At 58.4% G+C, this 25,725-nt stretch carries 20 protein-coding genes; 8 read left to right on the top strand and 12 right to left on the bottom strand.

Annotated elements, in window-relative coordinates; all coding sequences use genetic code 11:
- Window positions 1-296: 296 nt before the first annotated feature.
- The 4 genes from PKO02S_RS25210 (at window position 297) to PKO02S_RS25225 (ending at window position 8,479) form a co-directional block, all read left to right on the top strand.
- Window positions 297-1,736: an aldehyde dehydrogenase family protein gene (locus PKO02S_RS25210; RefSeq protein WP_127587418.1), complete on the top strand. Its 1,440-nt coding sequence runs from the start codon at window positions 297-299 to the stop codon at window positions 1,734-1,736.
- Window positions 1,737-1,922: 186 nt separating this feature from the next.
- Complete coding sequence (locus PKO02S_RS25215) at window positions 1,923-3,287, top strand: extracellular solute-binding protein (RefSeq protein ID WP_127587420.1); 1,365 nt, start codon at window positions 1,923-1,925, stop codon at window positions 3,285-3,287.
- 539 nt (window positions 3,288-3,826) lie between these two features.
- A complete protein-coding gene (locus PKO02S_RS25220) occupies window positions 3,827-7,036 on the top strand; it encodes a hypothetical protein (RefSeq protein WP_127587422.1) in 3,210 nt (1,069 codons plus the stop codon).
- 99 nt (window positions 7,037-7,135) lie between these two features.
- A complete protein-coding gene (locus tag PKO02S_RS25225) occupies window positions 7,136-8,479 on the top strand; it encodes an MFS transporter (RefSeq protein WP_127587424.1) in 1,344 nt (447 codons plus the stop codon).
- 638 nt (window positions 8,480-9,117) lie between these two features.
- Here the strand turns inward: PKO02S_RS25225 and PKO02S_RS25230 are convergent.
- From PKO02S_RS25230 to PKO02S_RS25270, 8 genes are all read right to left on the bottom strand, one after another.
- Entirely contained in the window at window positions 9,118-9,741 is a 624-nt protein-coding gene (locus PKO02S_RS25230; RefSeq protein WP_127587426.1) for a YcnI family copper-binding membrane protein, read from the bottom strand.
- Between the two features lie 81 nt (window positions 9,742-9,822).
- Window positions 9,823-10,611: a response regulator gene (locus PKO02S_RS33470; RefSeq protein WP_246067380.1), complete on the bottom strand. Its 789-nt coding sequence runs from the start codon at window positions 10,609-10,611 to the stop codon at window positions 9,823-9,825.
- 27 nt (window positions 10,612-10,638) lie between these two features.
- On the bottom strand, window positions 10,639-11,565 hold the full coding sequence (locus tag PKO02S_RS25245; RefSeq protein WP_246067388.1) for a sensor histidine kinase: 927 nt from the start codon (window positions 11,563-11,565) through the stop codon (window positions 10,639-10,641).
- A gap of 17 nt (window positions 11,566-11,582) precedes the next feature.
- Entirely contained in the window at window positions 11,583-13,283 is a 1,701-nt protein-coding gene (locus PKO02S_RS25250) for a copper resistance CopC/CopD family protein (RefSeq protein ID WP_127587428.1), read from the bottom strand.
- Between the two features lie 16 nt (window positions 13,284-13,299).
- On the bottom strand, window positions 13,300-13,707 hold the full coding sequence (locus tag PKO02S_RS25255) for a DUF2203 domain-containing protein (RefSeq protein WP_127587430.1): 408 nt from the start codon (window positions 13,705-13,707) through the stop codon (window positions 13,300-13,302).
- Window positions 13,708-13,806: 99 nt separating this feature from the next.
- Window positions 13,807-15,549 (bottom strand): diguanylate cyclase, encoded by a 1,743-nt coding sequence (locus PKO02S_RS25260; protein ID WP_127587432.1) that lies wholly within the window; start codon window positions 15,547-15,549, stop codon window positions 13,807-13,809.
- Complete coding sequence (locus PKO02S_RS25265) at window positions 15,542-18,571, bottom strand: ATP-binding response regulator (protein ID WP_127587434.1); 3,030 nt, start codon at window positions 18,569-18,571, stop codon at window positions 15,542-15,544. Before PKO02S_RS25265 ends, PKO02S_RS25260 begins: the two co-directional genes overlap by 8 nt.
- 20 nt (window positions 18,572-18,591) lie before the next feature.
- Window positions 18,592-18,969, bottom strand: coding sequence for a response regulator (locus PKO02S_RS25270; protein ID WP_127587436.1), 378 nt, complete (start codon window positions 18,967-18,969; stop codon window positions 18,592-18,594).
- 123 nt (window positions 18,970-19,092) lie between these two features.
- On the opposite strand from PKO02S_RS25270, the gene PKO02S_RS25275 reads away from it, so the two are divergent.
- From PKO02S_RS25275 to PKO02S_RS25290, 4 genes are all read left to right on the top strand, one after another.
- Window positions 19,093-20,001: an ABC transporter permease subunit gene (locus tag PKO02S_RS25275; protein WP_246067390.1), complete on the top strand. Its 909-nt coding sequence runs from the start codon at window positions 19,093-19,095 to the stop codon at window positions 19,999-20,001.
- On the top strand, window positions 19,994-20,887 hold the full coding sequence (locus PKO02S_RS25280; RefSeq protein ID WP_127587438.1) for an ABC transporter permease: 894 nt from the start codon (window positions 19,994-19,996) through the stop codon (window positions 20,885-20,887). The genes PKO02S_RS25275 and PKO02S_RS25280 overlap by 8 nt, the downstream gene beginning before the upstream one ends.
- A 133-nt stretch (window positions 20,888-21,020) precedes the next feature.
- Window positions 21,021-21,653: a Uma2 family endonuclease gene (locus PKO02S_RS25285; protein ID WP_127587440.1), complete on the top strand. Its 633-nt coding sequence runs from the start codon at window positions 21,021-21,023 to the stop codon at window positions 21,651-21,653.
- 103 nt (window positions 21,654-21,756) lie between these two features.
- Window positions 21,757-22,275, top strand: coding sequence for a DUF6886 family protein (locus PKO02S_RS25290; RefSeq protein ID WP_246067398.1), 519 nt, complete (start codon window positions 21,757-21,759; stop codon window positions 22,273-22,275).
- 90 nt (window positions 22,276-22,365) lie between these two features.
- Here PKO02S_RS25290 and PKO02S_RS25295 read toward each other — a convergent pair whose 3' ends face one another.
- The 4 genes from PKO02S_RS25295 to PKO02S_RS25310 all read right to left on the bottom strand — a co-directional run bounded on the left by PKO02S_RS25295 (window position 22,366) and on the right by PKO02S_RS25310 (window position 25,665).
- Entirely contained in the window at window positions 22,366-23,607 is a 1,242-nt protein-coding gene (locus PKO02S_RS25295; protein ID WP_127587442.1) for an MFS transporter, read from the bottom strand.
- A 57-nt stretch (window positions 23,608-23,664) separates the two neighbouring features.
- Window positions 23,665-23,955: a CD3324 family protein gene (locus tag PKO02S_RS25300; protein WP_127587444.1), complete on the bottom strand. Its 291-nt coding sequence runs from the start codon at window positions 23,953-23,955 to the stop codon at window positions 23,665-23,667.
- 452 nt (window positions 23,956-24,407) lie between these two features.
- Window positions 24,408-25,169 (bottom strand): LamB/YcsF family protein, encoded by a 762-nt coding sequence (locus PKO02S_RS25305; protein ID WP_127587446.1) that lies wholly within the window; start codon window positions 25,167-25,169, stop codon window positions 24,408-24,410.
- 22 nt (window positions 25,170-25,191) lie between these two features.
- Entirely contained in the window at window positions 25,192-25,665 is a 474-nt protein-coding gene (locus PKO02S_RS25310) for a 5-oxoprolinase subunit C family protein (RefSeq protein ID WP_281280465.1), read from the bottom strand.
- Between the last annotated feature and the right edge of the window lie 60 nt (window positions 25,666-25,725).

Raw genomic sequence — 25,725 nt, forward strand, 5'->3', positions numbered from 1 at the left:
GGGGTGACTGAGTTGCTGGAGGTTAGTCCGGTTTCCGGACTTATTTGCGCCAGGTCAACCGTTTTGCACAAAATTTAGTCCGGTTTCCGGACTTATTTTCGCAAACTGGACGGTTTCGCTCAGAGTTAGTACGGATTTCGGACTTAGTCGATCCAACCCAACCGTTTCTGCTAAGAATTGCCCCGTTTCCCGCACTAATGCCATCACCGTGCATCTACATCTGCACCTGCACCAGCGCATACATCCGCACCACCAAACAGCAACAAACCAAAATCCCATTCCAAAGGAGACTTGCAATGGAAGCCTACAACAACTTGATCAACGGCCGCTGGGTCGGCGCCCGCTCAGGGCAGCTGCGCCCCGATATCAATCCGAGCCGCAGCGCCGAAGTGCTCGGCCAGTTCCCCGACAGCGACCCGGCCGACTTGAACGACGCGCTCGAAGCGGCCGCTGCGGCCCTGCCGAAATGGCGCAGCCTAAGCATCATCGCGCGCGGCGACATTCTCTACCGCGCCGCCGATCTGATCACGGCCCGCGCCGATGCAATCGCTCGCGACCTGACGCTCGAGGAGGGCAAGACGCTGCCCGAGGCGAAGGGCGAGACGCTCCGCGCCGCCGCGATCCTGCGCTACTACGCGGGCGAGGCGCGCCAAGAGATCGGCGAAGTGTACGCCGCGACCGACCCGACCACGATGCTCTACACGAAGCGCGAGCCGCTTGGCATCGTCGGCGTCATCACGCCGTGGAACTTCCCGATCGCGATCCCGGCGTGGAAAATCGCGCCGGCGCTCATCTACGGCAACACCGTCGTCTGGAAGCCAGCCGACATTACACCGCTCACCGCCTTCCACCTCGCGACGGCGCTGCATGATGCCGGCGTCCCTGCCGGCGTGCTCAACCTCGTGTACGGCCGCGGCTCCAAGCTGGGCAACGTCCTCGTCGAGGACAGCCGCGTGCGCGGCATCTCATTCACCGGCTCGAACGGCGTCGGCCGCCGCATCGGAGTCGCCTGCGCGACTCGTGGAGCCAAGTACCAGCTCGAGATGGGCGGCAAAAACGCCGCCGTCGTGCTCGCCGACGCCGACCTCGAGCTTGCGGTGGAGATGACGATCCGCGGCGCGATGCGCTCGACCGGCCAGAAGTGCACCGCCACGAGCCGCGTCATCGTCGAGCAGTCCATCGTCGGTGCCTTCACCGAGGCGCTCGCCGAACGTTGCCGCAAGCTCGTCGTCGGCGACCCGCTCGATTCTGCAACATACATGGGGCCGCTAGCCTCGCTTGATCAGCAGAAGACGGTGCTCGACTACATCGAGATCGGCCGTCAAGAAGGTGCGCGCCTCGTGACGGGCGGAACTCAGACCGACAACACAGGCTTCTTCGTGTCGCCGACCGTCTTCACCGCTGTCGATCCGCACAGCCGTCTGGCGACGGAGGAAATTTTCGGCCCGGTCGTCGCCGTCGTCCCGGCCACCGGCCTCGAGCAAGCGCTGCAGCTGGCCAACGACAGCAGCTTCGGCCTCAGCACAGCCGTCTTCACCAAAGACCTAACCAAGGCGTTGCGTTTCGTCGACGAGGTTGAGTGCGGCATCATCCACGTCAACTCCGAAACCGCCGGCGCAGAGCCGCATGTGCCGTTCGGCGGCATGAAGGAATCGAGCTCCAGCTCCCGCGAGCAAGGCAAATCCGCGCGTGAGTTCTACACGCAAGTGAAGACGATCTACTTAGACCGCAGCTAATCGCATTTCACCATTAAGGGGCCATGCACGGATCCATTTCCGGCTGGCCCTTTTCTCATAACCAAATCCTATGATTGACGGTCACGCCACCCATCCACTATACTCAAAGAAAATACATGTTCGGTACATGTCAAACTTTTCCGCTTTTATACCCCCAAGCCCTATGTCGGACCCCGGGAGGAAACGATGAAACGCAGCGACCGATTTTGCTACGCAGAGCTCGCCGATGACTTACGTGCCCAGATTAAAGCCGGCTTTATTCGCCCTGGCGACTACTTGCTGCCCGAAAGCGAGCTGTGCGTCAAGTATGGGATTAGCCGCGCCTCCGTCCGAAGAGCGCTGATCGACCTGCAGAACGAACGGCTGATTGTCAAACAACCCGGCAGAGGGACGCTCGTATTGGAATCCGAACCCGACCCGCAAGCGATCAAAGAAGAATTAGTGATCGTCAGCCCTGCTCCATCGATGTTCGGCAGCAAACTGCTCCCCCCGCTGATCCGCTTGTTCGAGGAACGCTGTCCGCAAGTAAGGGTTAAGTGCGTCACCCTCCCTTACCGCGAATCGCTGTTGGACGAGTTGAAAATGCTCGGCGTCAGAGCCGACCTGTTCGTCGTATCCGATCATCAGTTCCGTTTTATGAAACCCGACGATTTCTACCCGATTCCAACATCCGTTGTCCAACAATCCTACATCCCCGCCCCCATCCTAGACGCTTTTATTCAAAATGAAGGGTTGCTGGCCGCTCCTGTCACTTATTCACCGGTCTTCCTGGCTTATCATAAAACCTTGTTCCAGCAGCATCAGGTCGAGCTACCTACGGCAAATTGGACCATTCAACAGTTCATGGACACGGCGAAACGCTTAACTATGGATACGAACAACGACGGTCGAATCGATCTGTACGGGCTTGCTCTGTCCTCCTCCACCACACGCTGGCCGGTCTTCGCTCTGAAGCAAGGCGCGGAAGTCATTGACAGCACGGCGAGCGATGCCTCGTACCGGAGCTGGTTGGATGCGCTTACAATGATGCAAGACTTGATCTACCGCCAAAATGCCGTACCTATTTTTCCGATCCATGATATACTTCTCATCCAGCAATTGTTCGAGGAAGGCCGGATCGCGATGATGCTGACCTCACTGCTGGCGCTGAGCAAACGTGACGAACCCGTTCCCTGCGAAATCGCACCGTTCCCGGTCGGCTACGATCGAGGCGGGCTGCTGATCGCCAACGGGCTTATGGTCCCGCGCCAGTCTGCCAATCCGCATTTGGCTCAGCTGTTCATAGAGCTGTGCCTCGATCCCGAAGCGCAGCATGCGATGATCGGACAAGGTCGCTTCCTATCGGTCTATGATGATGTCAACCGCCGCCAATGGAGCAATCAAGATCTGCACGCGCTCGGAGTGCTGCCTGAGCAAATCGTCCGTTCCAAGTGCTTCGGCCACCTGTTCCCGCAAGACATCCGTCTGAATGAACTGGAGGACATGATGAAGAAGTACTGGATCGGCATGGAAAGCCCTGAACAATTGGTTCATCGGCTTCATTCTCGATAGCCTCACAAGAGGATGAAGCCATGAATAGATTACGCCAAACGATGAGGAGGGAACTAGTGAAAGGCTCATTGTCGCTTAAAATAATACAAGTATGTAACAAGTAAGTGTTTTCATTTGCTTTGACTGTCTTGCCCTGTCTCGCCTTGTCCCGTCTCACCTTGCTCTGTCTCGCTTCTGTCCCGTCTCATCTTGCTCTGTCTCACCTTGTCCTGTCTCACCTTGTCCCGTCTCATCTTGCTCTGTCTCGCTTCTGTCCCGTCTCACCTTGCTCTGTCTCGCTTTTGTCCCGTCTCACCTTGTTCTATCTCACCTTTGTCCCGTCTCACCTTGTCCTATCTCGTCTTGTCTCGTCTCACCTTGCTCTGTCTGCCTTGTCCCGTCTCACAGCGTCTAGTCTCAACTCGTCCGGACACATCACATCTAGTCTCAGCCTGTCTAGTCTCATCACGTCCCGTCTTCTCCCATCGTCCTTCTCGTCCCTAACCGTCCAATTTCTTTCCTCCGCAACACCAATACTCTTTTTCCAAGGAGGCATCCTAATGACCCGAATCAGCTCCGGAAAGCTGCTGCTCGCTCTGCTATGCATGTTAGCCATAAGTTTGACCGAGCTCCCTTCCACCTCCACCGTACACGCCGCCAATCTCGTCACCAACGGCAGCTTCGAGACATTAAGCGGCGGCAGCCCCGCCAACTGGTCGTTCAGCAATTTCAGCACAAGCGGTACATCTGCCGTTATTAGCGGAGGGGCCGCTCAAGGCTCCAGAAGCGTGAAGCTGACTGCAACCGGCTCCACCGATCGGGCGGTGCTCAGCCAATGGTACATCCCCGTATCCGCCAATCAGCTGTATCGATTCGCAGCGAAATATAAAATCACCGGCACGATTACCGGGAGCGCTTTCCTCAAAGTCACCTGGTACAATGCCTCTCAAGTCGCGCTTACCCCTACATACTCAGCCAACACGATCACGCAAAATTCCGCCTGGATGCTGCTTACCCGAGACCTCACCGCTCCGACGGGTGCCGCCTACGCCACGGTCCAGCTGGAGGCGCGTTATGGCGCAGAGCTTCAATTCGACGATGTCAAAATGGAGTCCGTCACGAACAAACTCGGCAACGGCGGCATGGAGCTGCTCAGCGGGGGCTCGCTGCAGTCCTGGACTTTCTCGAACATCAGCACGGGCGGCAGCCTGACACATCAGTCATCCGGCGGCTATGACCTCGGCAGCCACGTCATGCTTCAGACCTCGAACGCGACGGATCGCGCCGTGCTCTCCCAGACGTACTTGCCTGTCACAGCCGGCAAACGGTATGCGATGACCGCCGTCTACAAAACATCGTCGCTTAACGGCCGCCTCTACATGAAGGCTACCTTCTACGACTCCGGCAAAACCGCCATCACGCCTACCACCAGCACGTTCGGCACCGCCTCTTCAACTTGGCGCGAGCTGAGCCGGATTACGATGGCGCCTCCGAATGCCGCCTATGTGACGTTCCAGCTTCACGTCGATCAGGGGGCCAGCACGGTGTACTGGGACCACGTCCGGCTTGAAGAGCTGAGCGGGCTTACCGACGCCGACGGCACACCGCTGCCCGTCACCCTGACGGATGACCTCCCTATGGAGCTGCCGCCTGCCGATTTCTGGGCGATGTTCCCGACAGCCTCCTTAACCCCTCCGACGGATACGCTGTGGACGGATGAGACGCTGCGCTATTACTATTTCGGCCTCGACAACGACGGGTACAGCTCCTTCGACAAGTCCAAGCTGCTCGATGCCGCCCAAGCGGCGATTCCGACGCTCAACCCGACAGTAGGCGTACAAATCGCGCCGGGCGGCCCGACGACGGCCATCGCCGGCGACATTCCTTACAACCCGCAAGTCAGCATCAAATCGCCGTATTCGGACGAATATTACGCCCGCGGCAACGGCGGCCAGCTGTACACCAGCTACGTTCCGGCTTATGTGCTGACTGGAGATACGAAATATTTGACCCGCGCTCAGGAGCTTGCCAGCTTCATGCGATATTCCCAATACACGTCCGACGGAGACAACGATTTCGCCCGCATCCACTATCCGAGCGAATGGTCCGCTTTAACGGCCAAGGGTTTGAACACCGTCTGGAACGGCGGCTGGGACTACCAGTTCGACTGGGTATGGACGGATGCCTACGGCTTTACGTTCGACCTTCATTCCCCGGACCACCACGTCAGCTCGATGATGGCTTCCGGTCTGGTCTATCTATACAACTACACAAACAACCCGGATGATCTCGACTCCGCTTACGACTTCGTGTACAATCAGTTCCCTCGATATGGCTACCATACCGGTATGTACGACGGCAGACGTTACTATTGGACCGGCTACAACCCCGACCGGAACGGCACCCCGGACGACGGCTCCCGACCGATCTGGGACGCCACCGACAACGTCATGGGCATGACGGCGCGAGCTGCCGCACAAGTCGGCTACTACAAGAACAATGCACGAATGCTGGAATACGCAAGAGGCGCCATCTGGTATCTCGTACGCGAATTCGATACGGACGGCAAGCTGTACTATGACGGGGCTGAGAATGAGAAAAACAGCCGGAAGGTCGAGTCGCACGAAGGCGTCACGATCTGGCAGGCGATGCAGGCGCTCCCATACCTGATGAAAGCAGGTGTGGACGTGTCCGAGGAATTGGCGGGTATGAAGCGCATCATCGAGTACTATTACGGCAGTCTGGTGGAGTACGGAGACCGCAAATACATCCGCGCCAGCAAGCTGCTCGACGGCAATTTGGCGCCTAACTCGGCTCACAAAATCGTTACTTACGTGCAAGCCACCACCCAATCGCTGAACGAGGTCAAGTGGTTCGACGAAATCGGCACCGGCTACACGGCCGCCAACCCGCTCCAGGTGCGCATTTCCCAGGTGAACGGTCCTACCGCCTCCAATGACAATTGGACGATCAACGGCACGAAGGATCTGGTATATTCAATCAATCCCTCACAGCTGGCTAGCGGTTTGGTCATTCCGTGGACAATGAATCCCGGCGACGTGTTCCGCATCGAGTATACCGTGACAACGAGCTCGAGCTATGACCCGGATGTCCATCTGTTGCCGCAGGGAAGCTTTGGCTTGTTCAAAACGAACGCCGGCGGCGAGCGGGAATATTTCCAAGTCGGCACGCAAACCCAGCTCACCGATACGCCTACTACCGTTAACAGCTCGAATTTCTTGTCCTTCCCCGCGCGCATCTTGTTCCCGTTCGCTGCGGAGACCGCTTCGACGATGACGGTCAGCACCTTCGGCGGGACGCCTCAAGCGTATCCGGGCGACGGCTCGTGGGGCAGCACCAGCGCCAAACGATATGTTTACAGCTTCCGCAGCCTGCTTCCTCCGGCAAGTTCCAGCGGCGAGAATTACAGCGTCTCCTCCATCGGAACCGTGACCTACAATTCGGATGCCGTGAGCGACTATGTCGGCTTCAAGTTTACGCTCCCGCAGTCGTGCTCTAGCTGCAGCCTCAAATCGTGGCATGCCAAAGCGAGCAACTACGGCATTTGGCAGGCGGCGCTGGACGGGACCAATGTCGGTTCCACCCAAGACGGCTATCATTCGGCCTTAACTTCGGTTGCGAATATCGGCCTGGGTACTGCCACGATCAGTGCAGGTGCGCATCAGTTCAAATTTACCGTCACGGGGAAAAACGCTTCCTCGTACGGGTACGCGATTGGTCCGGGCAGCATTACGATCGAACGGCCCTAACGGACGGCGGCAACCAAACTAAGAGCCTCTTGCCCTGCTTCTATGGAAGCGGTGGGGAGAGGCTTTTCCACTTGGAGTTGCGTCTTGAGCTAATAATCCATGTTTTCTGCTCGGGATGTCCATGTTTTTCGCTATCGAACGGGAGTAAGCTACAATCAAGATACGTTCCGAACGGAAGCAAGAACCTACATCAACCGGATCAGCCTCTCGACCCACAGAAAGCCAGGTGCAGCCATGAAGCCCGAGACTCGCATTTATTTGGACGCCGTCCTGCAAAATATCAAGAGTGTCGCCTTCTTCACCTTCCTGGGCGTCTTGATCGCGCGGCTAGGCGCCAGCGACTTCGAGATCGCTTTGTCCAACTCGCTGCCCGCTTTCTTCTGCGCCCTGACGCTCGCCTTCTTTACCCGCCAGCTGCCTGTCACGCGCGGCGTGTTCCTCATCAGCGGCTACGTCCGGCAATTTGCCTTCATCTGCATGGCGCTGTCGATTTTGCTGCCGAACCCGATCCCCGTGCTGTTCACGTTCTGGGCGATCAACGCCGTCTCCGTCATCGTCACCGCCGCGCTTCAGCCCGCCATCCTGCGCCGGGTCATCGAGCCGAACCAATTTCCGACCTTATTCAGCCGCAACAAAATTATAGGCATCACGATCATGACAGCCGGCGGTTTCCTGATCGGCTTCGGCCTGGACGCCACGGATCAATGGTTCCCGTACAACTACGTCGGCTCCATGCTGCTCGGCTGCTTAGCCACGTTCACCGGCATGGCGCTGATCGCGAGCATGGCGCCGCGACAATCGATCAAGTTCCGCATCCAGTGGGTGCGTCCGTTCCAAGACTGCGACCGCAACGTCTGGTGGATCGGCCTGAACACGACCGGCGTGCATATGGTCGCGCCGTTGTTCACGATCTATCACGTCAAGACGATGCACCTCAGCAATACACAGATCGGCTACTTCGTCGTCGTGACCGGTATCGTCTCCGCGCTCGCCCTGCCCCTCATCCGCATGGCGATGAACCGCTTCGGCGCCACACCGGTCTATGCGGCGTCGCTGCTCTTGATGGTGCTCTGCGTGCTGCCGTACGGCTTCGTCAGCCTGTTCCCGCTGCTGCTCGTGCTACAAGCCGTCATCGGGCTTGGTATAGCCGTCGCGGAGGTGTCTACGCAGACGATCATGATGCGCGACGCCGACAAGCACAGGCGGGAGATGGCTTATTTCTCCGACTTCCAGCTCGTCATGCACGTCGGCATGGCCGTCGACCCGCTTATCTCCGGCGCCTTGCTGCTCTTTCTGCCGCTATGGGCTTGCTTCCTCGCCGTCGCGACGATCCGGTTGGCGTTTTTCGCCGCGTACCGATGGCTGCCGGACGGCAAATACGAGCGGCCGGTCGCTGTCAAGCAAGCACTTGGCGAGACAGGCGGATTGCCGCAGAGAGGTTGAGCGAGTCCGCCACCGCAAGATAAAAGCTGCCCGACTGTCGTTGAGCGGCTCCTTTTTTTTGAACGTATGGGTCCCCGTAGTCGTAAACGTGACCGAGCCATAATCGAACAATTGATACCCGACCGTCGCGCTGTATAGATCGGTGACGCCGCCTTGGTTCACCCCGTCGATCGCCTGAGTGGCATTTGTTGCTCGAATCGGTGTGTTTCTTTATGTGAGAGAGGGAGGGGTTTCCAGGGAGGAAGGTTGGAGAGGACAAATAGCAGGAGCCCCCAGTTCCGATTAGATGTACAGAAACTGTACACCTGAAGCCGAAAAGGCCAGAAAATCAGCTGCAGAAGTAGAAGGTCTGTACAACTGAACACAAAAACAGGCTGTTTTCGTAGTCAAAGTATAGAAAATAGACATCTGAACGGCAAAAACCAGTGTCAGGTGTACAAACCCTGTACATCTGATCCGAAAAGAAGCCGAATTCGGCCGCTAGTTGTACAAATCTTGTACATCTGGATGAAGCACGGCCATTCTTCGGCCATTTGCAGGCAGGCAGACGCCGGCGATACGCTACCGAAATCATTAGTTAGCAAATAACAAACAAAAAAGGCCCCCGCATCAGGTGCAGGAACCTTTTCCCAGCGTACTTACTTCGTCTTGCGCAACAGCGACACGAGCAGCGAGGCTGCGCCAAGAACGACCGCCACGATCGATAGGATCAGCGGCAGGTTGCCGTTGCTGCCGCCTTCGCCGTCGGCGGAAGCGCTATGGCTCCCGCCGGTGTCATGCCCGCCCGAATCGCCGGTGCCCGGCTTTACGGTCGTAACCGACGCCGGTTTGGCCGAGCCTTCGGCGCCGACCCACTCCGCGACGCTGCCGTCCTTGTACGTCTGGTACGCTTTCCAGGACAATGTCTTCGCATCGGCTGCGACCTTGCCCGACAAGTTGAATTCCGTGAACTCGGTAACCGCCAAGCCGGCTCCGGTCGCCGTGAACACGACGCCGGTAATTTTGCCCGTCCCGTCCTTACTCAGCTCGTATTTCCAATCCGGCTTCGGCTCGACGCGCGAAATCGTCACGCCTTCCGGAAACTTCACTTCCACCTTGACCGTATTGGTGTTCGCCGTCTCGCTCGGGACACGAACCGTAAACTTCTCGTACACGCCTTGCGTCGTAGTCGAAGGAAGTACCGTGACATGCGCGCTGGCCAACCCGGCGAACAGCATCATCGCCATCAAGCTGACGGACAGCAAAGCTAACAACTTTTTCATTTCATCATCCCCCATTGGTCAATAAATGATACATATCCTACTGTATCCAACGAAGGACAAGTTGAGAATGACTCAACCGGGCTATTTTTGCCGCCGATTTTGAAGGTTGTGTGTCAATCCGTGCCGGACGGCGTACGCAGTGAGCTGCACGCGGTTCTCGAGGTTCAGCTTGTCAAGAATGTTCTTCACGTGATTCTTCACCGTGTTCTCCGCGATGACGAGCCGCTCGGCGATCTGGCGGTTCGTCTCCCCGGCCGATACGCGTTCGATCAGCTCCCGCTCGCGAGGCGTCAGCACGCTCGGATCGGCATCGCCTCCGCCCCCACCAACACCACCAACACCACCAACGCCGGCCATCGCACCGCCAGCACCGCCTGCTCCGCTACCTACCCTACCAGACTCACCTGACGCACTCGCTGACCTGCCGCCTCCAGCCAGGCCGGGACCCGTGTGGAAATGGCGGAACAGCTTGTCCGCCAGCAGCCGCGAGCCGGAGGAATCGTCGCCGAGCAGCGCGCGCAAATAAGCGAGCCAGTCGTCGGGATTCATGTTTTTGAGCAAATAGCCTTGGGCGCCGTATTGGATAGCGGAGAACAGATCGGCCGCATGGTCCGAGACGGTCAGCATGACGACCCGAATATGAGGAAACGCCGATTTGATCTGCTTCGTCGCCTCCAAGCCGGACAGCTGAGGCATATGAATGTCCATCAGCACGAGATCCGGCTGCAGCTCCCCGCACCGTGCGACCGCCTCCCGTCCGTCCGCCGCCTCGCCGACGATCTCGAACGACGGATCGCCGGTGAGCATCGTCCGGACAGCTCGGCGGGCAAGCGGATGATCGTCGGCGATCAGCACCCGATATGTATCCATGCTCCAGCTCATCCTCTCCGCGAAATTTTACGGCCGGCGCATCAACAAGACTTCCGTGCCGCCCTCCTCCAGCGTCCGAATCGTGAAGTCGGCGCCGAGCTGCTCGGCCCGCCGCCGCATCATCGAGACGCCGTACCGGCTGGACGCCGCGCTCGTCAGCTGCAGCCCGCGGCCGTCGTCGCGGATGCGCAACAGCCAGCCGACGGCCCCCGCTGCGTCCCCGACGCCGCCGGCCTCGCCGGCTGCTAACAGCAGCTCCGCCCGAGCCGCCTCGGAATGCTTGCGGATGTTCGTGAACGCCTCCTGCACGATCGAGAACAGATGAACCAAGTCGGCGGACGACAGCGTCTGCGCGTCCCACTCGATGCGAATCGACACGTCCACTCCGGTCATCGTCTCCCACTGCTGGAGCCAGCCCGTCACCCGATCGCGGAACGAGATGCCGTCGTCCGGCAGCGCGCGGAGATTGAAGATCGCCTGCCGCACCTGATGATCGATCTCCGCCACCGCCGAGCGCGCTTCCTCCGTATCGCCTTTCTGCAGCTGCACGTTCAGAAAAAACAAATTTTGCGCGATCGTGTCATGCAGCTCCTGCGCCAGCCGCTCACGCTCCCCATACACCGCGTTTCTGGACTGCTCCTCGCCCAGGCTGTCGCTCATCCGTGCAATTCTGCGGAACATCCATGTCGCGAAAAAAAACGACAGCACGAACGTCAGCGCAATGATGTACAGATTGCCGGTTTCCATAGACAAGTAGCTGAGCAGAAGCTCGTGGCGGATTAGCTCGAAGCCGCCGATGACGAGGGGGGGAAGGACGATCGTAAACCATTTGAGCATCCGCAAAGAAACCCGATACCGTCGCATACCGCCCGCCTGCCCCTCTCGCCCGAATCCGCCATGCATCCTGCCGTTCGATCCAATCTGCCGAGCCAGTCTGCCAAGCCCATGTACCAATCCGCTCCGCCTACCGCCTAGTAAACCCGCTCCACCCGTTCATACACCGTCTCGTCGTCGTTGCTGTCCAGCACGCGGAACTCGATTTTCCACAAGCCCGCAAACGGAATGAACGGCCCCGAAGCTTTGTACGTGTACATCAAGTACACATCGTCGTTTTCGCCGAACGTGCCCTCCACCTTTTCCACTGAAATTTCCTTCAGCGGAACGGAGATTGCGGCCATGTCCTTCTTGTCCATGTTGTGCAGGTTCAGCACGATTTCCTTCGGCTTGCCCGCTTTCTCGGTCATCCAAGTCGTCACTTCGATCTGGTTGTCCCCCGGCACCTTCGGGCTGATCTTCGTCGTCATGTGGACCGCTTCGCCCATCTCATGCCAGTACAGCGGCTCGTTGGGAGGCACCGGACTGATGTAGGTGAACAAACCGACGATCGACACGATAATGATCATCGCCACGAAGTCCAGCCGCAAGTAGTCGCGCAGATCCTTGGCATTCCGCTGCTTCATCGCCATCCGGATGCCGCCTGCGATCAGCAGCACGAGCACCACGAACACGACCTTCGCAATCAGCAGCTTGCCCCACTGGGAGTAGAGCAAGTAGTCGAGCCCCGGCAAGAAGATTAGCGTAGACGCGATTCCGGTCAAAATGAGTCCCACAACCGCCACGAACGCCCCGCGGGAAAAGCGGGGAAGGAAAGCGTCCACGAATGCCCGCTGCGACTTCCAGCCCGCCATGATCAAGGCGAGCCCCCCAGCCCATACCGCCGATCCGGCCAAGTGCAGCCAATCGAGCAGCACGGTCACCACCTGCGGATCATAGCCCATCGCATGCCCGTTCCAGCTCTTCGCCAGCAGCAGCAGCGCCACCCAGACCGCATCGACCGTCCGGTTCCGGTACAGCAGCAAGAAGCCTGCGAACGCCAGCACCAGGCTAACGAGCCAAGAACGTCCTACCCAAGTGCCCGTGAACAGCGGGACGAGCTGGTTGAGCCCTTCGTCCTTGCCGAGCAAATTTTGCACATGAAAATAAATGAAGGCCAGCAAGGCGATCAAATGCACGCGCTGGAGCGTAAGCAGCCAGCTGCGGTAAAACGCTAGCGACTCCGTCTTGCCCAGCGTCTCCGGGCGCAGGAACAACCCCCAGAACACAAAACCCGCCAGCGCGAGCAAGCTCAAGTAATACACGATGCGGAAAATAAACCGCAGCAAATCCGTCAAGCCCATATCGGTCGTCAAGCTGCCGTGCCCGGCATGCAAGGATGATTCGCCCGCAACCCCGACATCCTCTATCGATCCGCCGAACACAAGCACATAAGCGCCTTCCACCGGATGCCCGTCGGCTGAGACGACATGATAGGAGATCGTATATCTCCCGTTCTGAAGCTTAGGCAAGGTCAGAGACATTTCTTTCTGATCCTGGCTAAGCGTCGCCTTTTCCTTCACCGCTTCCCGGCCCAGCTCGTCAAACACTTTGATGTAGTAGAGCTCCGCTTCTAGCCGTTCGTTGAACGTCAGCGTGATCCGCTCCGGCGCCGCCTGAAGCGCCGTATTCGGCTCAGGCTCGGCTCTCAGCAAAGAGGCGTGGGCGGAAGCTTGTCCCGCCATGCCGAACAAACCCGCGCTCACCAGCCACACGAGCACGAGTCCCATCAGGGCGGCGAAAGTCCGGCTTGTCCACCGCCGTCCTCTACTATCATTCCATATGAAGTTCCCCATCATAATAATCGTCCCGCTCCTAACTTATCTGCTCGTCGAGAGGCTTGCGACCGCTGTAGCCTTCGTCCATCCCGTGATAATGCGACACCTCGGCTTCCCCGTGCCTCCAGCAGAGCAGCACTTCCTCGCCATGCAGCAGCGCCGGAAAATCGATCAGCCCCCGCTCGATGTCCTTCAGCAGCGCGCCCTTCATATGAATGCTCTGGATCAGCGTCCTCGCTTCGATCTGCAGAAACTCCATCTCGCATTCCAGCTGGAAGAACGGGTCCTCGCCGTTCAGCGTGACGGCGCCGGCTGCCTTCCATTTTCTCAGATGGGCGTATTTCTCCTCAAAATCGTGTTTGATGCCTTGCAGCACCTCGATTTCCCGGCCCAGCTGGGGCAGCAGCGCATTCGCTTCCTCGGGGGTAAACCATTTGCGTTCCATCCGTCTTTCGCCTCCCATTCATGCCTCTCCCGATTGTACCAAATCGAGGGGGCAAAGAAAAACCCGTCCATGCGGCATGCACAGACGGGCACGAATGAATTATTCCAAGCCGAGCAGCCGCTTGACGCGCCGGTCCAGCTCGATGAGCGAGAACGGCTTCGACATGTAGTCGTCGGCGCCGGATTCCAGCCCGCGGGCGATATCGTCGTCCCGCCTGCGGCCGGACAGCATCATGACGCGCGTCTCCCGAGCCCTCAGCTCTGGCTCCGCCTGCATCCGCTGCAGCACCTCGAGACCATCCATACCCGGCATGATGCCGTCGAGGATGCATAGATCGACCGCCTCGCCCTGCAGCAGGCGGAACGCTTCGTCCCCGTCGCAAGCTTCGATGACGTCGACCGGCAGCAGCGCAAGACGCGCTACGACGATCGAGCGCAAGATCTCGTCATCATCGGCTACGAGGACTCGCTTGCGCGCCGGCACCGGCTGCTGGGCCGCCTCGTCGGCCACCATGCTGTCCGCCCCGGCTGTGAGCACGCGGTTGCGACCCTGCTGCTTGGCGGCATACATAGCCTCGTCGGCCAGGCGTACCCACTGCTGCAGCTTCTGGCCGGGCACCCACTCGGCGACTCCCGCCGAGAATGTGATCGAGTAGTCCGTCCCTTCATGCTGGGCGACCGGATGGCTGTTGGCATATTGCAGCACGTCGTTCAACAGCTTCTGCGCCTGAGGCGCCGTCGTGTTAGGGAACAGCACGACGAACTCCTCGCCGCCGTAGCGGGCGAGCACATCGGTGTTGCGGAGCCGCTTCTGCACCATGTGCGCGAGCCCTTGCAGCACGAGGTCGCCGATCGCATGGCCATGCGTATCGTTCACGCTCTTGAACCGGTCGATGTCGATGAAGGCGATCGAGATCGGCGCCGGGTAGCGGGAGATCCGCTGCAGCTCGAGCTCGACGTGGTGGTCGAAATACCGGCGATTGTACACGCCGGTGAGCGGATCGCGGAACGCCATCTGCTCGAAATTTTTGGTCCGGTTGAGCAGGGTGTAGATGCGAGCCGCCAGCTCCTCGTACCGGAACGGTTTGGTCAAATAATCGCAAGCCCCGAGCATGAGGCAATTGACCTTGTCGTTCAGGTCCTCCCTGGCGGACAGGACGATCAATGGGAGCCACTTAAGCGTCGGATCCTCCTGCAGAAACTCGAACAGCTCATAGCCGGACTTCGGATACATCATCAGGTCTAGCAGCACCAGATCATAGTGATGCTCGTGCAGCATTCGTTTGGCCGTGTCTACATCCGAAGCATCCTCCGCAATGTAGCTGTCCAGCTCGAGTCGTTTCACCAGATACGAACGCAGCACCGGATCGTCGTCAATCACGAGAACTCGGCTGTTCTCAAGCGGATTGCCGTTCTTCACGCCGAACTCCTTCTGAACCGCGAGCTGCAGCTCGCGCAGCAGAAAGTCGCGCTCCAGCTTCAGCTGCAGCAGTACGCCGCCGCTGTTCTGCAGGCTGGCCGCCGCTTGCTCCACCCACCACGCTTCATTCTGCTCCGCCAGCTTCTCGGATTGGGTCCACTCCCATTCCTTCAGCAGCTCTTCGGCCATTTGCCCGATCGAGCTCAAACCGAAGATCGGGGCGCTGCCCTTGATCGTATGTACGATCCGGTACCATTGCTCCGCGCCTTGCCAGCTAGGTACAATCCCCAGCTGGTCGAACAGCTCCTCCATTTGTTGAAGCTGCCGCTCCATCCCGTTCAAGAACCGCTCCCGGCCCTCTTGCAGCAGCCTGTCACTCTTTTGCCGCTTCGTCGGCTCCGGCGTCCGATTGTTTTCAGTCATCGCTTCTCACTTCCACTTCGATGATATCCTTTTTCACCAACATGCCCTTGATCCGGATGCCTTGTTCTTTGAGCGACTGGGCGAGCACTTCTTCATTCTGAATCGGGAACAGCAACGGCATCTTCTCCTTGCTCCCGACGAGCAGCTGCTCTGCCAGCTCCAGAAGCCGTTCTACGGTGAACGGTTTCTTCAGGAACCTCTCCGTCTCCGTCTCGTAAAAATGTTTGGGCTGATCCAGCACGGTGGATACGATGATCGGAGTTCCTTCGAAAGCCGGCCGCTTGAGCAGCTCGGCGATGAAATCCCAGCCTGAACGCGGGCCGTCCAGCTGGATGTCGACGATGCACAGCAGCGGCCTCTCCGTCGAGGCGCCAAGCGCATAGATCGCCGCTTCCGCCGTCTTCAGCTGAACCGTAGGCAGCTGCAGCTTCTCGAACGAGACGGCGATCAGCTTCCCTAAGTTCTCGTCGTCCTCGACGATCGCGACTTTGTGCTCCAGCCCGAATGCGGAGTACGCGTCCAGCACGACGCGGAACGTCGTTCCTTGGCCCAACTCGGACTCATACGAAAGCGACCCTCGATGCGACTCGACGATTTCCTTGACGATGGAGAGGCCGAGGCCGGTCCCTCCGATTTGGCGCCGATCCGAGTTGTCGACGCGGTAAAACTTCGCAAACATTTTGTCTCGCGAGCTCTCCGGGATGCCCAACCCGTAATCCTGCACTTCGACTACAAGCTTCTTGCCTTGCTGGAACAGTCGGACGTCCACAATCTCGGCATCGGGCGAATACTTCACAGCGTTGCTGAGCAAATTGTGGAACACTTGCGTCATCCGGTCATGATCGGCCAACACGACTGTAGTGCCTCGTTCCGGCAGTACCAGCTGGAGCCGATGATTCATCTTGCCTTGCCACTGCTCGACGACATCCCGGACAAGCGAGCCCAAGTCCAGCGGGACGAATTGGTACGACTGCTTGCCGGACTCCATCCGCTGCAGGTCGAGGAAATCGTTGATCAAGCTGGACAGCCGATTCGCTTCCTTGTAGATCGTCTCCATGTATTTCTTCTGCCGTTCCTTCTGGATGTCGCGATTCAGCAAAATTTCCATGAACCCCAGAATGCTCGCCAGCGGAGTGCGGAGCTCATGCGAGACGATGCTGATAAATTCGTTCTTCATCTCGTCCGAGCGTTCCTCGTTGGTCCTGTCGCGGAAGACGAACAGGAAGCTGCCGCCGTTCACCCCGTTCTGGATCGGGTTGACGTACAGCTCGTAGTGCTGCTCCGGCCCTTCTTCCGAGCTGAGCGTAAACTTCTCTTGCAGCGATTCCAGCTCGCCGTTCAGCACGCTGACCGACAATTCGCGGATCGACTGCGCTCGATTTTTCATTAAAGGCAGCAGCCGGTTGAAAATTTCATGGATCGTATAAGGGTCGCTCTCTTCGAATCGGAACGTCCGGCCCATCCAACCGTTCGTAAATCGAATGCGGCCTTCCTTGTCGCACAGAACCATGCCTTCGTGCACGGATTCGACGATCTGGCGGACGAAGTCGCGCTGCTCCTGCAAGCTCTCCTTCTCCTGCTGCAGCTCGTCGTTCAGCTCCTCGAGCAGCTCGGCCTGCTTGCGCCGATCTTCGTTGACGAGCTGTGCCATATAAGCCAGCGCAAACTGGCGCACGAGGCCCAGCGTGAGCCGTTCCATCGCTTCACGGTCGTAATCGTCGCCATACGACGTCAGCAGCAGCAAACCTAGAAACTCGTGTTTCTCGCCGAGCAACGGGCAGTAGAAGTCGATGGCCTTCTCATAGCCTCCGTGAATGCCTCTCTCTTCGCCGGACAATGTCCGCGTGCGATAGATCGGGCGTTTCTCCGTCTTCGCGATCAGCCCGACGCCGTACAGTCCCTGGAATGAGGCCGGCAACGCATGCTTCGGATACCCGTAGCCGTACTTGACGTCATAAGCGCCGGTCGCGGCGTTCGGCATGATCAGAACGGCCGCATCCAGCCGAACCGCCTTCAGCAGCGCCTGGATTGTGAAGGTCAGGAAGCTGCCCATGTCGACATGCCCGGCCAGCTTCTCCTGATACGAGTTGATCAGCTCCAGGTCCCGCTCCCGCTCGGTCAGCTTGCTCAGCATTTCCTCCTGCTCGAGCTGCTGGGCGGTAATCTCCTCGTTCTGCGCCTCCAGCAAATCCCGCTGGCTGACGAGCTCCGAATTCGATCGCTCCTGCTCCAGACGGCGCTCCTGCAGCGTGGCGGACATGCTGTTGATGCCTTGCTTCAATCGGCCCAGCTCATCCTTCCGGTCGTCCAGCTCGAGCACCACATGACTGCCGGCTGCGACCAGTTGGACCGCCTCCTGCGCCTCGACGAGCGGCAGGATCACTTTGCGGCGCAAATATTGCACGAGCAGCCACCCTGCAGCGGCGGCGCAGATCACGACGATAACCGGCACGTATAGCAGAATTCCGGTCTCTTGGCGATTTTCCTCAATCAACTTGTCTACCATGATCTCCTGCAAATTACCGAGCTCGTTAAACTTGATGTTGATCTCGTTGACTTGGCTGGTCATCCTCTTGGACAGCTCCAGGTACACTTCCGTCTCTTGCTGCTGCTTGAGCGCTACCATCCTCAGCGCATTCGCTTCGTAGGCTTCCCAGCTCTTGCCGATCTGCTCGAGCAGCTTCATCTTCTCCGATTGGACGGAATCGGTCTGAGCGAGCCGATCCTTCACGATGAGCAGGCTGTTCTCAAACACGAGGTGTTTTTCATTGAAGCTGTCCAGAAATTCCTGCCGCTCATACGCTACGAACCCCCGAATATCGGAGACTAGCGCCTGCACCTCGTTATGCAGCTTCTCGATAACCAGTTGGTCGCCCATTTCAACTTCCAGCGTCTCGCGCGTGGTCGAGATCCGGTCGTTCATATAGACGCCTATTACCAAGACGACAATGCCGAACATGCCCATTACCATAAAAATCAGTCTGGACACTTTACCGGCCAACCCTTTATTCCCCCGGTTCATCGGCCTTCATCTCCTTAGCCTTACGCCTGTTCCACATAATTCGACACGATATCGATCAACTGCAGCGGACTGAACGGTTTCAAAATATATTGGGTGATTCCCGCCGCCCGCGCCAGCTCCTTGTCCTTCTCCAGCGCCTTCGCTGTCAGCAGCAGCACGGGAATGTCCCGGTTAGGGCCGTCGGAGCCTCGCAGCCAAGCGCATACTTCCACACCCGTTTTTTCGGGCATCATATAATCCAGAATCGCCAGCGAATAAGTCTCCTGCTCCAGCAGCTCAATCGCCTCGCCGCCGTCCTGCGCCTCTGTGATCTCATACCCTTCGTCAATCAACGTCTCTGTTAGCAGAAATCGCAACGAAGCCTCGTCATCGGCAAGCAAAATTTTGTTCACAGCCATCTCGCATCCCTCCATTTACCAGCCTAATTATAGCATCACTCGGCATACCTTGTATCGACAACTTTCGCAAAGATCTTGTATCATTATAGAATTCACTAGACTAAAGCGAAACGGATGAGAATCATGAACTGGATGTGGAAAATCGCTTTGGGGCTTGTTACCGCAATCGTCTGCTCCATCGTATTCGCCGCGCTGCCGCTGCTCGTGCAAACCGGTCGAGATGGCCTCGCTTTGAACTGGAGCGCACCCGCCCATGCGATCGCGGATTACTTCCGCGGCTGGGAGAGCGGCGCGTCCTTCCGCTTCCGAACCGGGAAGACGGAGCATCTATTCTTTGACCAAATCTGGGGCTATGCGACCGTATCGCTCCAATATTCCGCCCTGGCGGCCCTTGTCGGCACTACGCTAGGCGTTCTGGCCGGGGTCCGCATGGCGGGGGTCCGCAAGCTGTGGGTCAAGCAGTCGCTCGAGCTGCTGGCGCTGATCCCGGACTTTATTCTTATCTTATGGCTGCAGCTGGCGGTTGTTGTCATCTATAAGCAGACCGGATGGCGCATGGCGAAAGTCGCTTCCTTGTCCGTAGACGACCCGGCGATCCTGTTGCCGCTCCTCACGATGACGCTCATCCCGGCATTGTACATCATGCGCAGCGTTTCCGTGCATACGCATCAAGTGCTGACCGAGGATTACATGCTGACCGCCAAAGCCAAAGGGCTGCCGAGACTGTATGCATATCTCTACCATGTGGTACCGAATGTGCTGCCTTTTTTGAAGGCGGAGCTGCACAAGCTGACCGCGATCATCGTCGGCAACCTGTTTATCATGGAATATTTGTTCAACTTGCGCGGGTTGACCAAGCTTCTCTTGTCGAGCGGCTTTACAACGACCAACTTGACGAACGGGATGTTCAGCGGGTATCAGTTCAATCTGACTGTCAATTGTTTCTTCGTCTTCATGTTGCTGTATATGGTTCTGTACGGAATCATGCTGAGCTATATCCGGGTGATCGAGAAGAGGCTCCGTCATGAATAAATCGTTATGGGTCGGAGTCGGCTTGACGCTGCTCGTGGTGATCGTCGCTCTGTTCGGGCCTTTGTTCACCCCCTATACGCCTAAGGATCAGGTGAAAGTGAGCTATCAAGGCACCGAGCTGCTCGCCCCGCCTGTGAAGCCTGGAGCCGAGCATTGGTTCGGGACGGACAAATGGGGCTATGATATTTTCACCCAACTGATGTACGGGGCAAAATATACGCTTGGCGCGGTAGTCGGCGTGGCTGCTGCTCGAACGCTGCTCGGCGGCGGCATCGGTTTGCTGCTCGGCTTCACCCGGAACCAGGCGCGGTCCAAGTGGAATTTCAATTTTGCGAGCGGGGTTCCGATGTTCATAATCGTGTTTTTCTTCATGTACGGCTTCAGCGTCAATTCCTCGCTCAGTCCCGTGCAGTTGACCGTTATACTGTGCGCTGTCTTCGTCGTGCTAGGCACGCCGAGCGTCGTGTCGGTCGTCCAGAACAAGACGTGGGAGATTCGCAAGCGGGAGTACATCGAGGCGGCGATCTCCGTCGGCGCAGGGCGTGGGCGTATTCTGCTGCGCCACATTGTGCCGCATCTGAAGGAGAGCCTGCTGATGCTGTTCGTGAACGAGCTCATTCTCGCGCTTACGATGTTCGGCCAGCTGGGCATTTTCAATCTGTTCGTAGGCGGCACGACCAAGACGCTCGATCCGGTGCTGTACGCGCCTCGGGTGGGCGAATGGGCCGGGTTAGTCGCGAACGCGCGCAATTACGTCGATTACAACCAGTGGATGCTGCTGTTCCCGATGAGTGCCTACATGACCGTGCTGCTCGGCTTTTTCCTGCTGTCCAAGGGGCTCGAGAGCAAGTACCGCAACCAGTACAGCAAGGCGCCACATTTGTAAGGATAAATTTGACAACCGTGCTGTCATTGCTCATAATAAAAGCATATGTTTCGAGGAAGCGCCTCACAAAGCCGGACACCCATCGTGTTGCTTTGCTGGGGTGCTATTTGTTTAGGAGAGGCGGGACAAGCGGATGCAGGGAAAGAAGGATGACAAGGAGCAAGAGCGGGTCGGGGAGAGAGAGCGGACAGACGAGCAAGACCAGGTCAAGGAGCAGGAAGTGACGTATGAGATTTACGCGGCCATGCCGGACGACGGCAAGCGATACGAGATTATCGACGGCAGCTTAATGTTGATGTCTCCGGGTCCGTCGACGAATCATCAATTTGTCAGCGGAGAATTGGAGTTTCTTTTGAGGCAGAGCTGCAAATCGGAGTATGTGATCTTCGATGCACCACTAGACGTTATTTTAAGCAAGGTAGACGTGTTCCAACCCGATCTCGTGATGATTCACCGTAGCCGGATGCAGATTGTTACCTCCAGAGGAATCGAAGGCCCGCCGGATCTCGCGGTGGAAATTGTCTCCCCAGGCTCCCGCAGCCGGGACAAGGTGATCAAGATGAAGTCGTATGCGAAGTATGGCGTTGAAGAATACTGGGTTGTCGATACGGAATCGCGAACGCTGGAGCAGTATCGGCTGCTTGACAGTCCGATCTATGAACTGCATGCCGTTTTCGAGAGGGACGACCCGGTCGCCTCGGACAAGCTGCCGTGCGTTTCGTTTACGGTCAGCGATATTTTCAAGGAACTGGGCTCATTTGGTTAAAACGGAATTTTCCGTTGTGAGGCGGGGGACGAATCTGGGATGATGAAGGGGTAGCCGGACACGATCGTTTGTCCATATATTGAAAGGAGATGTTTGCCTCTACATGCCGCCAAAGATTGTCTACCATTTCAGTGAAGACCCCTCGATCGCCACGTTCGAGCCTCGCAGGCCAAGAGCGTATCCCGACATGCCGCCTGTCGTCTGGGCGCTGGATCAGGAACACGCCGTCCACTATTACTTCCCGCGCGACTGCCCTCGAGTCATCTATACGAAGTCGGAAGACGCTTCGCCTGCCGACATCGCCCGTTTCTTCGACGGCTCGACCGCCGACAAAATCATCGCCGTCGAGTCCCGCTGGCTGGAGCGCATCCGCAGCGTCCGGCTCTACGCGTACGCGTTCGACGGCGCCTTGTTCGATCCGGCGGACGGAACAGCCGGCTACTACGTGTCGCACCGAACCGTCACACCTCTCGGCGTCGAGCCGGTCGGCGACCTGCTGGAACGTATCGCCTCCACCGGCACCGAGCTGCGCCTTACACCGTCGCTCGTCCCGCTGCGCGATGCCGTCATCGCCTCCACGCTGAAGTTCTCCGTCATTCGCTACTCGAACGCGGTGAAGTAACCGCCATGTTCCAAGCAACCACATACTTTTTCGCCCCGTTCCCAGTCCCACCGTAGATTCGGCGCGAGTAATCGAGTGATTCAATGTTCCTTAAGCTTCGGCGGTAGTAAATTTGATCTTGTGTCCCCGCCGCCACGCGACCGCCCATGCGATCGCCAATAGCAGCAACGTTATGCCCGAAGAAGCATACAGGCCGCCGAGGCCGATTATGTCGATGAGGACATAACCGGTCAGTGGTCCAAGCGCCGAGCCGAGATCGAACAGCATCGTGTAGCTAGTCATGATCGTTACCCTAGCGTTCGGGAACAGGGCTGCGCGGTCGGCCGCCGCCGCATCCATAAGCGTGAACAGAGCGGTGTTCACCAACAGGGCGGTCAAGAGGCAAATGAGCCATAGAGCAAAATCGAGACGCGGCCAAGGGAGCAGCAGCATGAAGGAAGCGCCCGCTGCCATGGCGGCAGCGATCCAAGGCTTGCGGCCCCATGGGCCGTCGGATTGCCTGCCGAACCAAGGCGACAGAAACGGCGATAGACCGGCCCGCAAGCCTTGCAGCACACCGGATAATGCGGCCGCCCCGAAAGTCAGCCCCCATATCGTGTAATGGAAGCTGCGCTCTTCAATTAACCGGCTCAATGTCGAGGGCAGCACGCCATAGAACACCGCCGCTACGAGCAATCCGGAACCGAGTACGAAGCCGGTGGCCGGGTCCAGCCAGCTTAGTCGTCGGCTTGAGCGAAGTCCTCCAAGCGTAGACGCTCCGGCAGTTGGAGGCTCCACCTGCAGATCGGGCAGGAAGCGATAGGCAAGCACCCAACAAACGAAGATCAAAGCCGACATGCCGATGAGCACCGGCCGAACGCCAACCTCGTCGGCCAGCACACCCCCGGCCAGCATCCCGACCAAGCTGCCGAGCCCCCACAGCCCGTTGTATGTCCCGAGCATTTGCCCCCGATTGGTGTTGTCCGACGCTTCTAGAATCGTCAAGTATCCGCCGAGCCTGAGCAGCGTCCATGCGACGCCCCAGAAGCAACGGGCCAGCAACAACAGCCAAAAGCCGGGGACAAGCCCATAGCCCAGCGTCGACAGCAAGGCGATTCCGATCGCGCTCAGCATACAAGCCCTGAGCCCAAGCCTGCGGTACAGCCAGCCGGCCAATGGGTTCAGGGGCAACCGCACGAAGCGGTTGGCCGAGAGCAGCACCCCGACCTGCCACAATTCGGTCAATCCGAACGACGAGCCATACACGGGAAGCACAATGTAGAGCATCGAATCGCTCATGACGCATACCGCCGTTATCAGCGCGATCAATTTGGTCCATGCGGTTTTCGTCACCTTCCAGCCCTCCCTGGAAAACGGAGAAAGCAGAGACCGAATCGGCTCTGCTTTCCTCTACTTGGCTACATTTTGCGCCAGATCGCGCGTCTTGACGATAATTTTGCGGATGCTGTCCTCGGACAGATGGAACCGCTGAATCAAGTCCATCACGGTCGATCCGGTATTGTACATATGCAGGATTTCGCGGTTGCGTTTCTCGATCAGCTTCCGCGTTCCGTTGTTTTCACCCCAGCCGGCCCGGGTTTTATCCATCTTGGGCACGTAGATCAGCTCGCCCTGGATATATTTTTGAAGCTCCTTAAGCAGGCTAGGGGGAAGAAAGTCCTTTCCATTCTTGTAACTCACTGATGAAAACCTCCTCATGATTGGATGTTGCCGTGTTCATGGATTTGTTAAAAGCAATTGGCGTTTTCATCCTTTCACCTCCTATGTATAATTTTGGTTTCATTCGGTCGTTCGGATTGCCAAAAAAGGGAATAAAAAAACACGATTCCTAACATCGTGCCTGCCGTCATGTATGAATGCTATGTGCGGGTGTCAGGTCGAATCGGCTATTCAGTTAAAAGCGAGGCACCTCATTTGTAAAGTTAGCCACTGCGTGAATCATAGTCCGCATCCTCCTTTCACCATAATCGTTTTGGAAACTTTTTGCTTGCTCACTAATTGTATTATACTTGTTCGGTTTTCATCAAGCGGAATTTTCCGGAGATTGCTGCCAATTGCTCCATAACGCCGCTTTTGAGCCGCCCTTCTCCATTAACTCATGTTTGGGAGAGCGGCTCAAGAGGAAAGTTTGCTTATACTCGTTCTTTCCTACCAGCTAAAATATTGTGCTTAATTTGGAGGCCGTCCGCCAGCAGGGCGACGCGGACGGCGCGTGCGAAGGCGAGCGCCTCCGGAGTGTCGCCATGCACGCAGACGGTTTGCGCCCGGCCGGCGGCCAGCAGGGCGCGCACTTGCACGACCGCTTCCTGCGGGTCGTGGAGCAGGGCATCCGGCCGCGAGCGCGGGACGAGCGTGCCGTCGGGGTTGTAGCGCCGGTCGGCGAACGCTTCGTCCGCCGTGCACAGGTTGAATCGGCGGCCGGCGCGCACGGATTCGCTGCCGGCCAGGCCGTACAGGACGAGCGATGGGTCGAGGCGGTATACCGCCTCCGCGATCGCCTCGGCCAAGGCGGCGTTGGTCGCCGACATATTGTAGAGGGCGCCGTGCGGTTTGACGTGGCGGACGGTGCCGCCTTCGGTGTGCGCCATGGCTTGCAGGGCACCGACCTGGTACACGATCAGGTCGTACGCCTCTCGCGGCGTGATCGCCATCTCGCGGCGGCCGAAGCCTTCGCGATCCGGCAAGCCGGGATGCGCGCCGATGCCGACGCCGTGCTGCAGGCACAGCCGCACGGTCGTCCGCATCGTGGCGGGATCGCCGGCGTGGAAGCCGCAAGCGATGTTCGCCGACGTCACTAGCGGCAGCAGCTCTTCATCTGCGCCTAAGCGGTAAACGCCGAAACCTTCGCCGACGTCAGCGTTGAGATCTATCGTGATAGGGTGCTTGGTCGACATGTACGGTTTCCCCCTTTCATGCTTAACGACTGTCTTCTTCGATACGCAGCCGGATGCCGAGCAGTAGACGCTCCAGCTCCAACCGCTGGACCAGCTCGAGCCAATCCGCTTCCTCCGGCTCGATCTCCTCGAAGCGGATCAAACCGCCCGGCGGCACTTGTGCCGCGACCGGCAAATCGACCGCCGCCACTTGGGCGATGCGCGGGTAGCCGCCGGTCGTCTGGCGCTCGGCGAGGAGCAGCACGGGGTTACCGTCCGGCGGCACCTGGATCGTGCCGGCCGTCACCGGCTCGGACACGAGCTCCCGAGTGGTGGCCGGGTCGAGCTGCAGTATGGGGCCGGCGAGGCGGCAGCCCATGCGGTCCGAGCGCGGCGTTACCGCGAACGGCTCGCTTGTGAGCGCGCGTTGGCTCGCCGTGTCGAAGCGCGCGTGCTCGGCGCCGCGCGTCACGCGCAGGCGGGCGGGCGGGCCGACTGGCGCGGCGTAGGCCGGCAGCGCGTAAGCGCTAGCACGCCAGCGCGTGGCCGCGAGCGGCGCAGCCGCCGGCGCGAGGGC

This window comes from Paenibacillus koleovorans NBRC 103111, assembly GCF_004000845.1.
GTDB classification, from domain to species: domain Bacteria; phylum Bacillota; class Bacilli; order Paenibacillales; family NBRC-103111; genus Paenibacillus_AA; species Paenibacillus_AA koleovorans.

Bases quoted from the DNA above. Each gene is read 5' to 3' on its own strand.
- PKO02S_RS25210 (WP_127587418.1), top strand. From the start codon at position 297: ATGGAAGCCTACAACAACTTGATCAACGGCCGCTGGGTCGGCGCCCGC.
- PKO02S_RS25215 (WP_127587420.1), top strand. From the start codon at position 1,923: ATGAAACGCAGCGACCGATTTTGCTACGCAGAGCTCGCCGATGACTTA.
- PKO02S_RS25220 (WP_127587422.1), top strand. From the start codon at position 3,827: ATGACCCGAATCAGCTCCGGAAAGCTGCTGCTCGCTCTGCTATGCATG.
- PKO02S_RS25225 (WP_127587424.1), top strand. From the start codon at position 7,136: ATGTTTTCTGCTCGGGATGTCCATGTTTTTCGCTATCGAACGGGAGTA.
- PKO02S_RS25230 (WP_127587426.1), bottom strand. From the start codon at position 9,741: ATGAAAAAGTTGTTAGCTTTGCTGTCCGTCAGCTTGATGGCGATGATG.
- PKO02S_RS33470 (WP_246067380.1), bottom strand. From the start codon at position 10,611: ATGGATACATATCGGGTGCTGATCGCCGACGATCATCCGCTTGCCCGC.
- PKO02S_RS25250 (WP_127587428.1), bottom strand. From the start codon at position 13,283: ATGATGGGGAACTTCATATGGAATGATAGTAGAGGACGGCGGTGGACA.
- PKO02S_RS25255 (WP_127587430.1), bottom strand. From the start codon at position 13,707: ATGGAACGCAAATGGTTTACCCCCGAGGAAGCGAATGCGCTGCTGCCC.
- PKO02S_RS25260 (WP_127587432.1), bottom strand. From the start codon at position 15,549: ATGACTGAAAACAATCGGACGCCGGAGCCGACGAAGCGGCAAAAGAGT.
- PKO02S_RS25265 (WP_127587434.1), bottom strand. From the start codon at position 18,571: ATGAACCGGGGGAATAAAGGGTTGGCCGGTAAAGTGTCCAGACTGATT.
- PKO02S_RS25270 (WP_127587436.1), bottom strand. From the start codon at position 18,969: ATGGCTGTGAACAAAATTTTGCTTGCCGATGACGAGGCTTCGTTGCGA.
- PKO02S_RS25275 (WP_246067390.1), top strand. From the start codon at position 19,093: ATGAACTGGATGTGGAAAATCGCTTTGGGGCTTGTTACCGCAATCGTC.
- PKO02S_RS25280 (WP_127587438.1), top strand. From the start codon at position 19,994: ATGAATAAATCGTTATGGGTCGGAGTCGGCTTGACGCTGCTCGTGGTG.
- PKO02S_RS25285 (WP_127587440.1), top strand. From the start codon at position 21,021: ATGCAGGGAAAGAAGGATGACAAGGAGCAAGAGCGGGTCGGGGAGAGA.
- PKO02S_RS25290 (WP_246067398.1), top strand. From the start codon at position 21,757: ATGCCGCCAAAGATTGTCTACCATTTCAGTGAAGACCCCTCGATCGCC.
- PKO02S_RS25305 (WP_127587446.1), bottom strand. From the start codon at position 25,169: ATGTCGACCAAGCACCCTATCACGATAGATCTCAACGCTGACGTCGGC.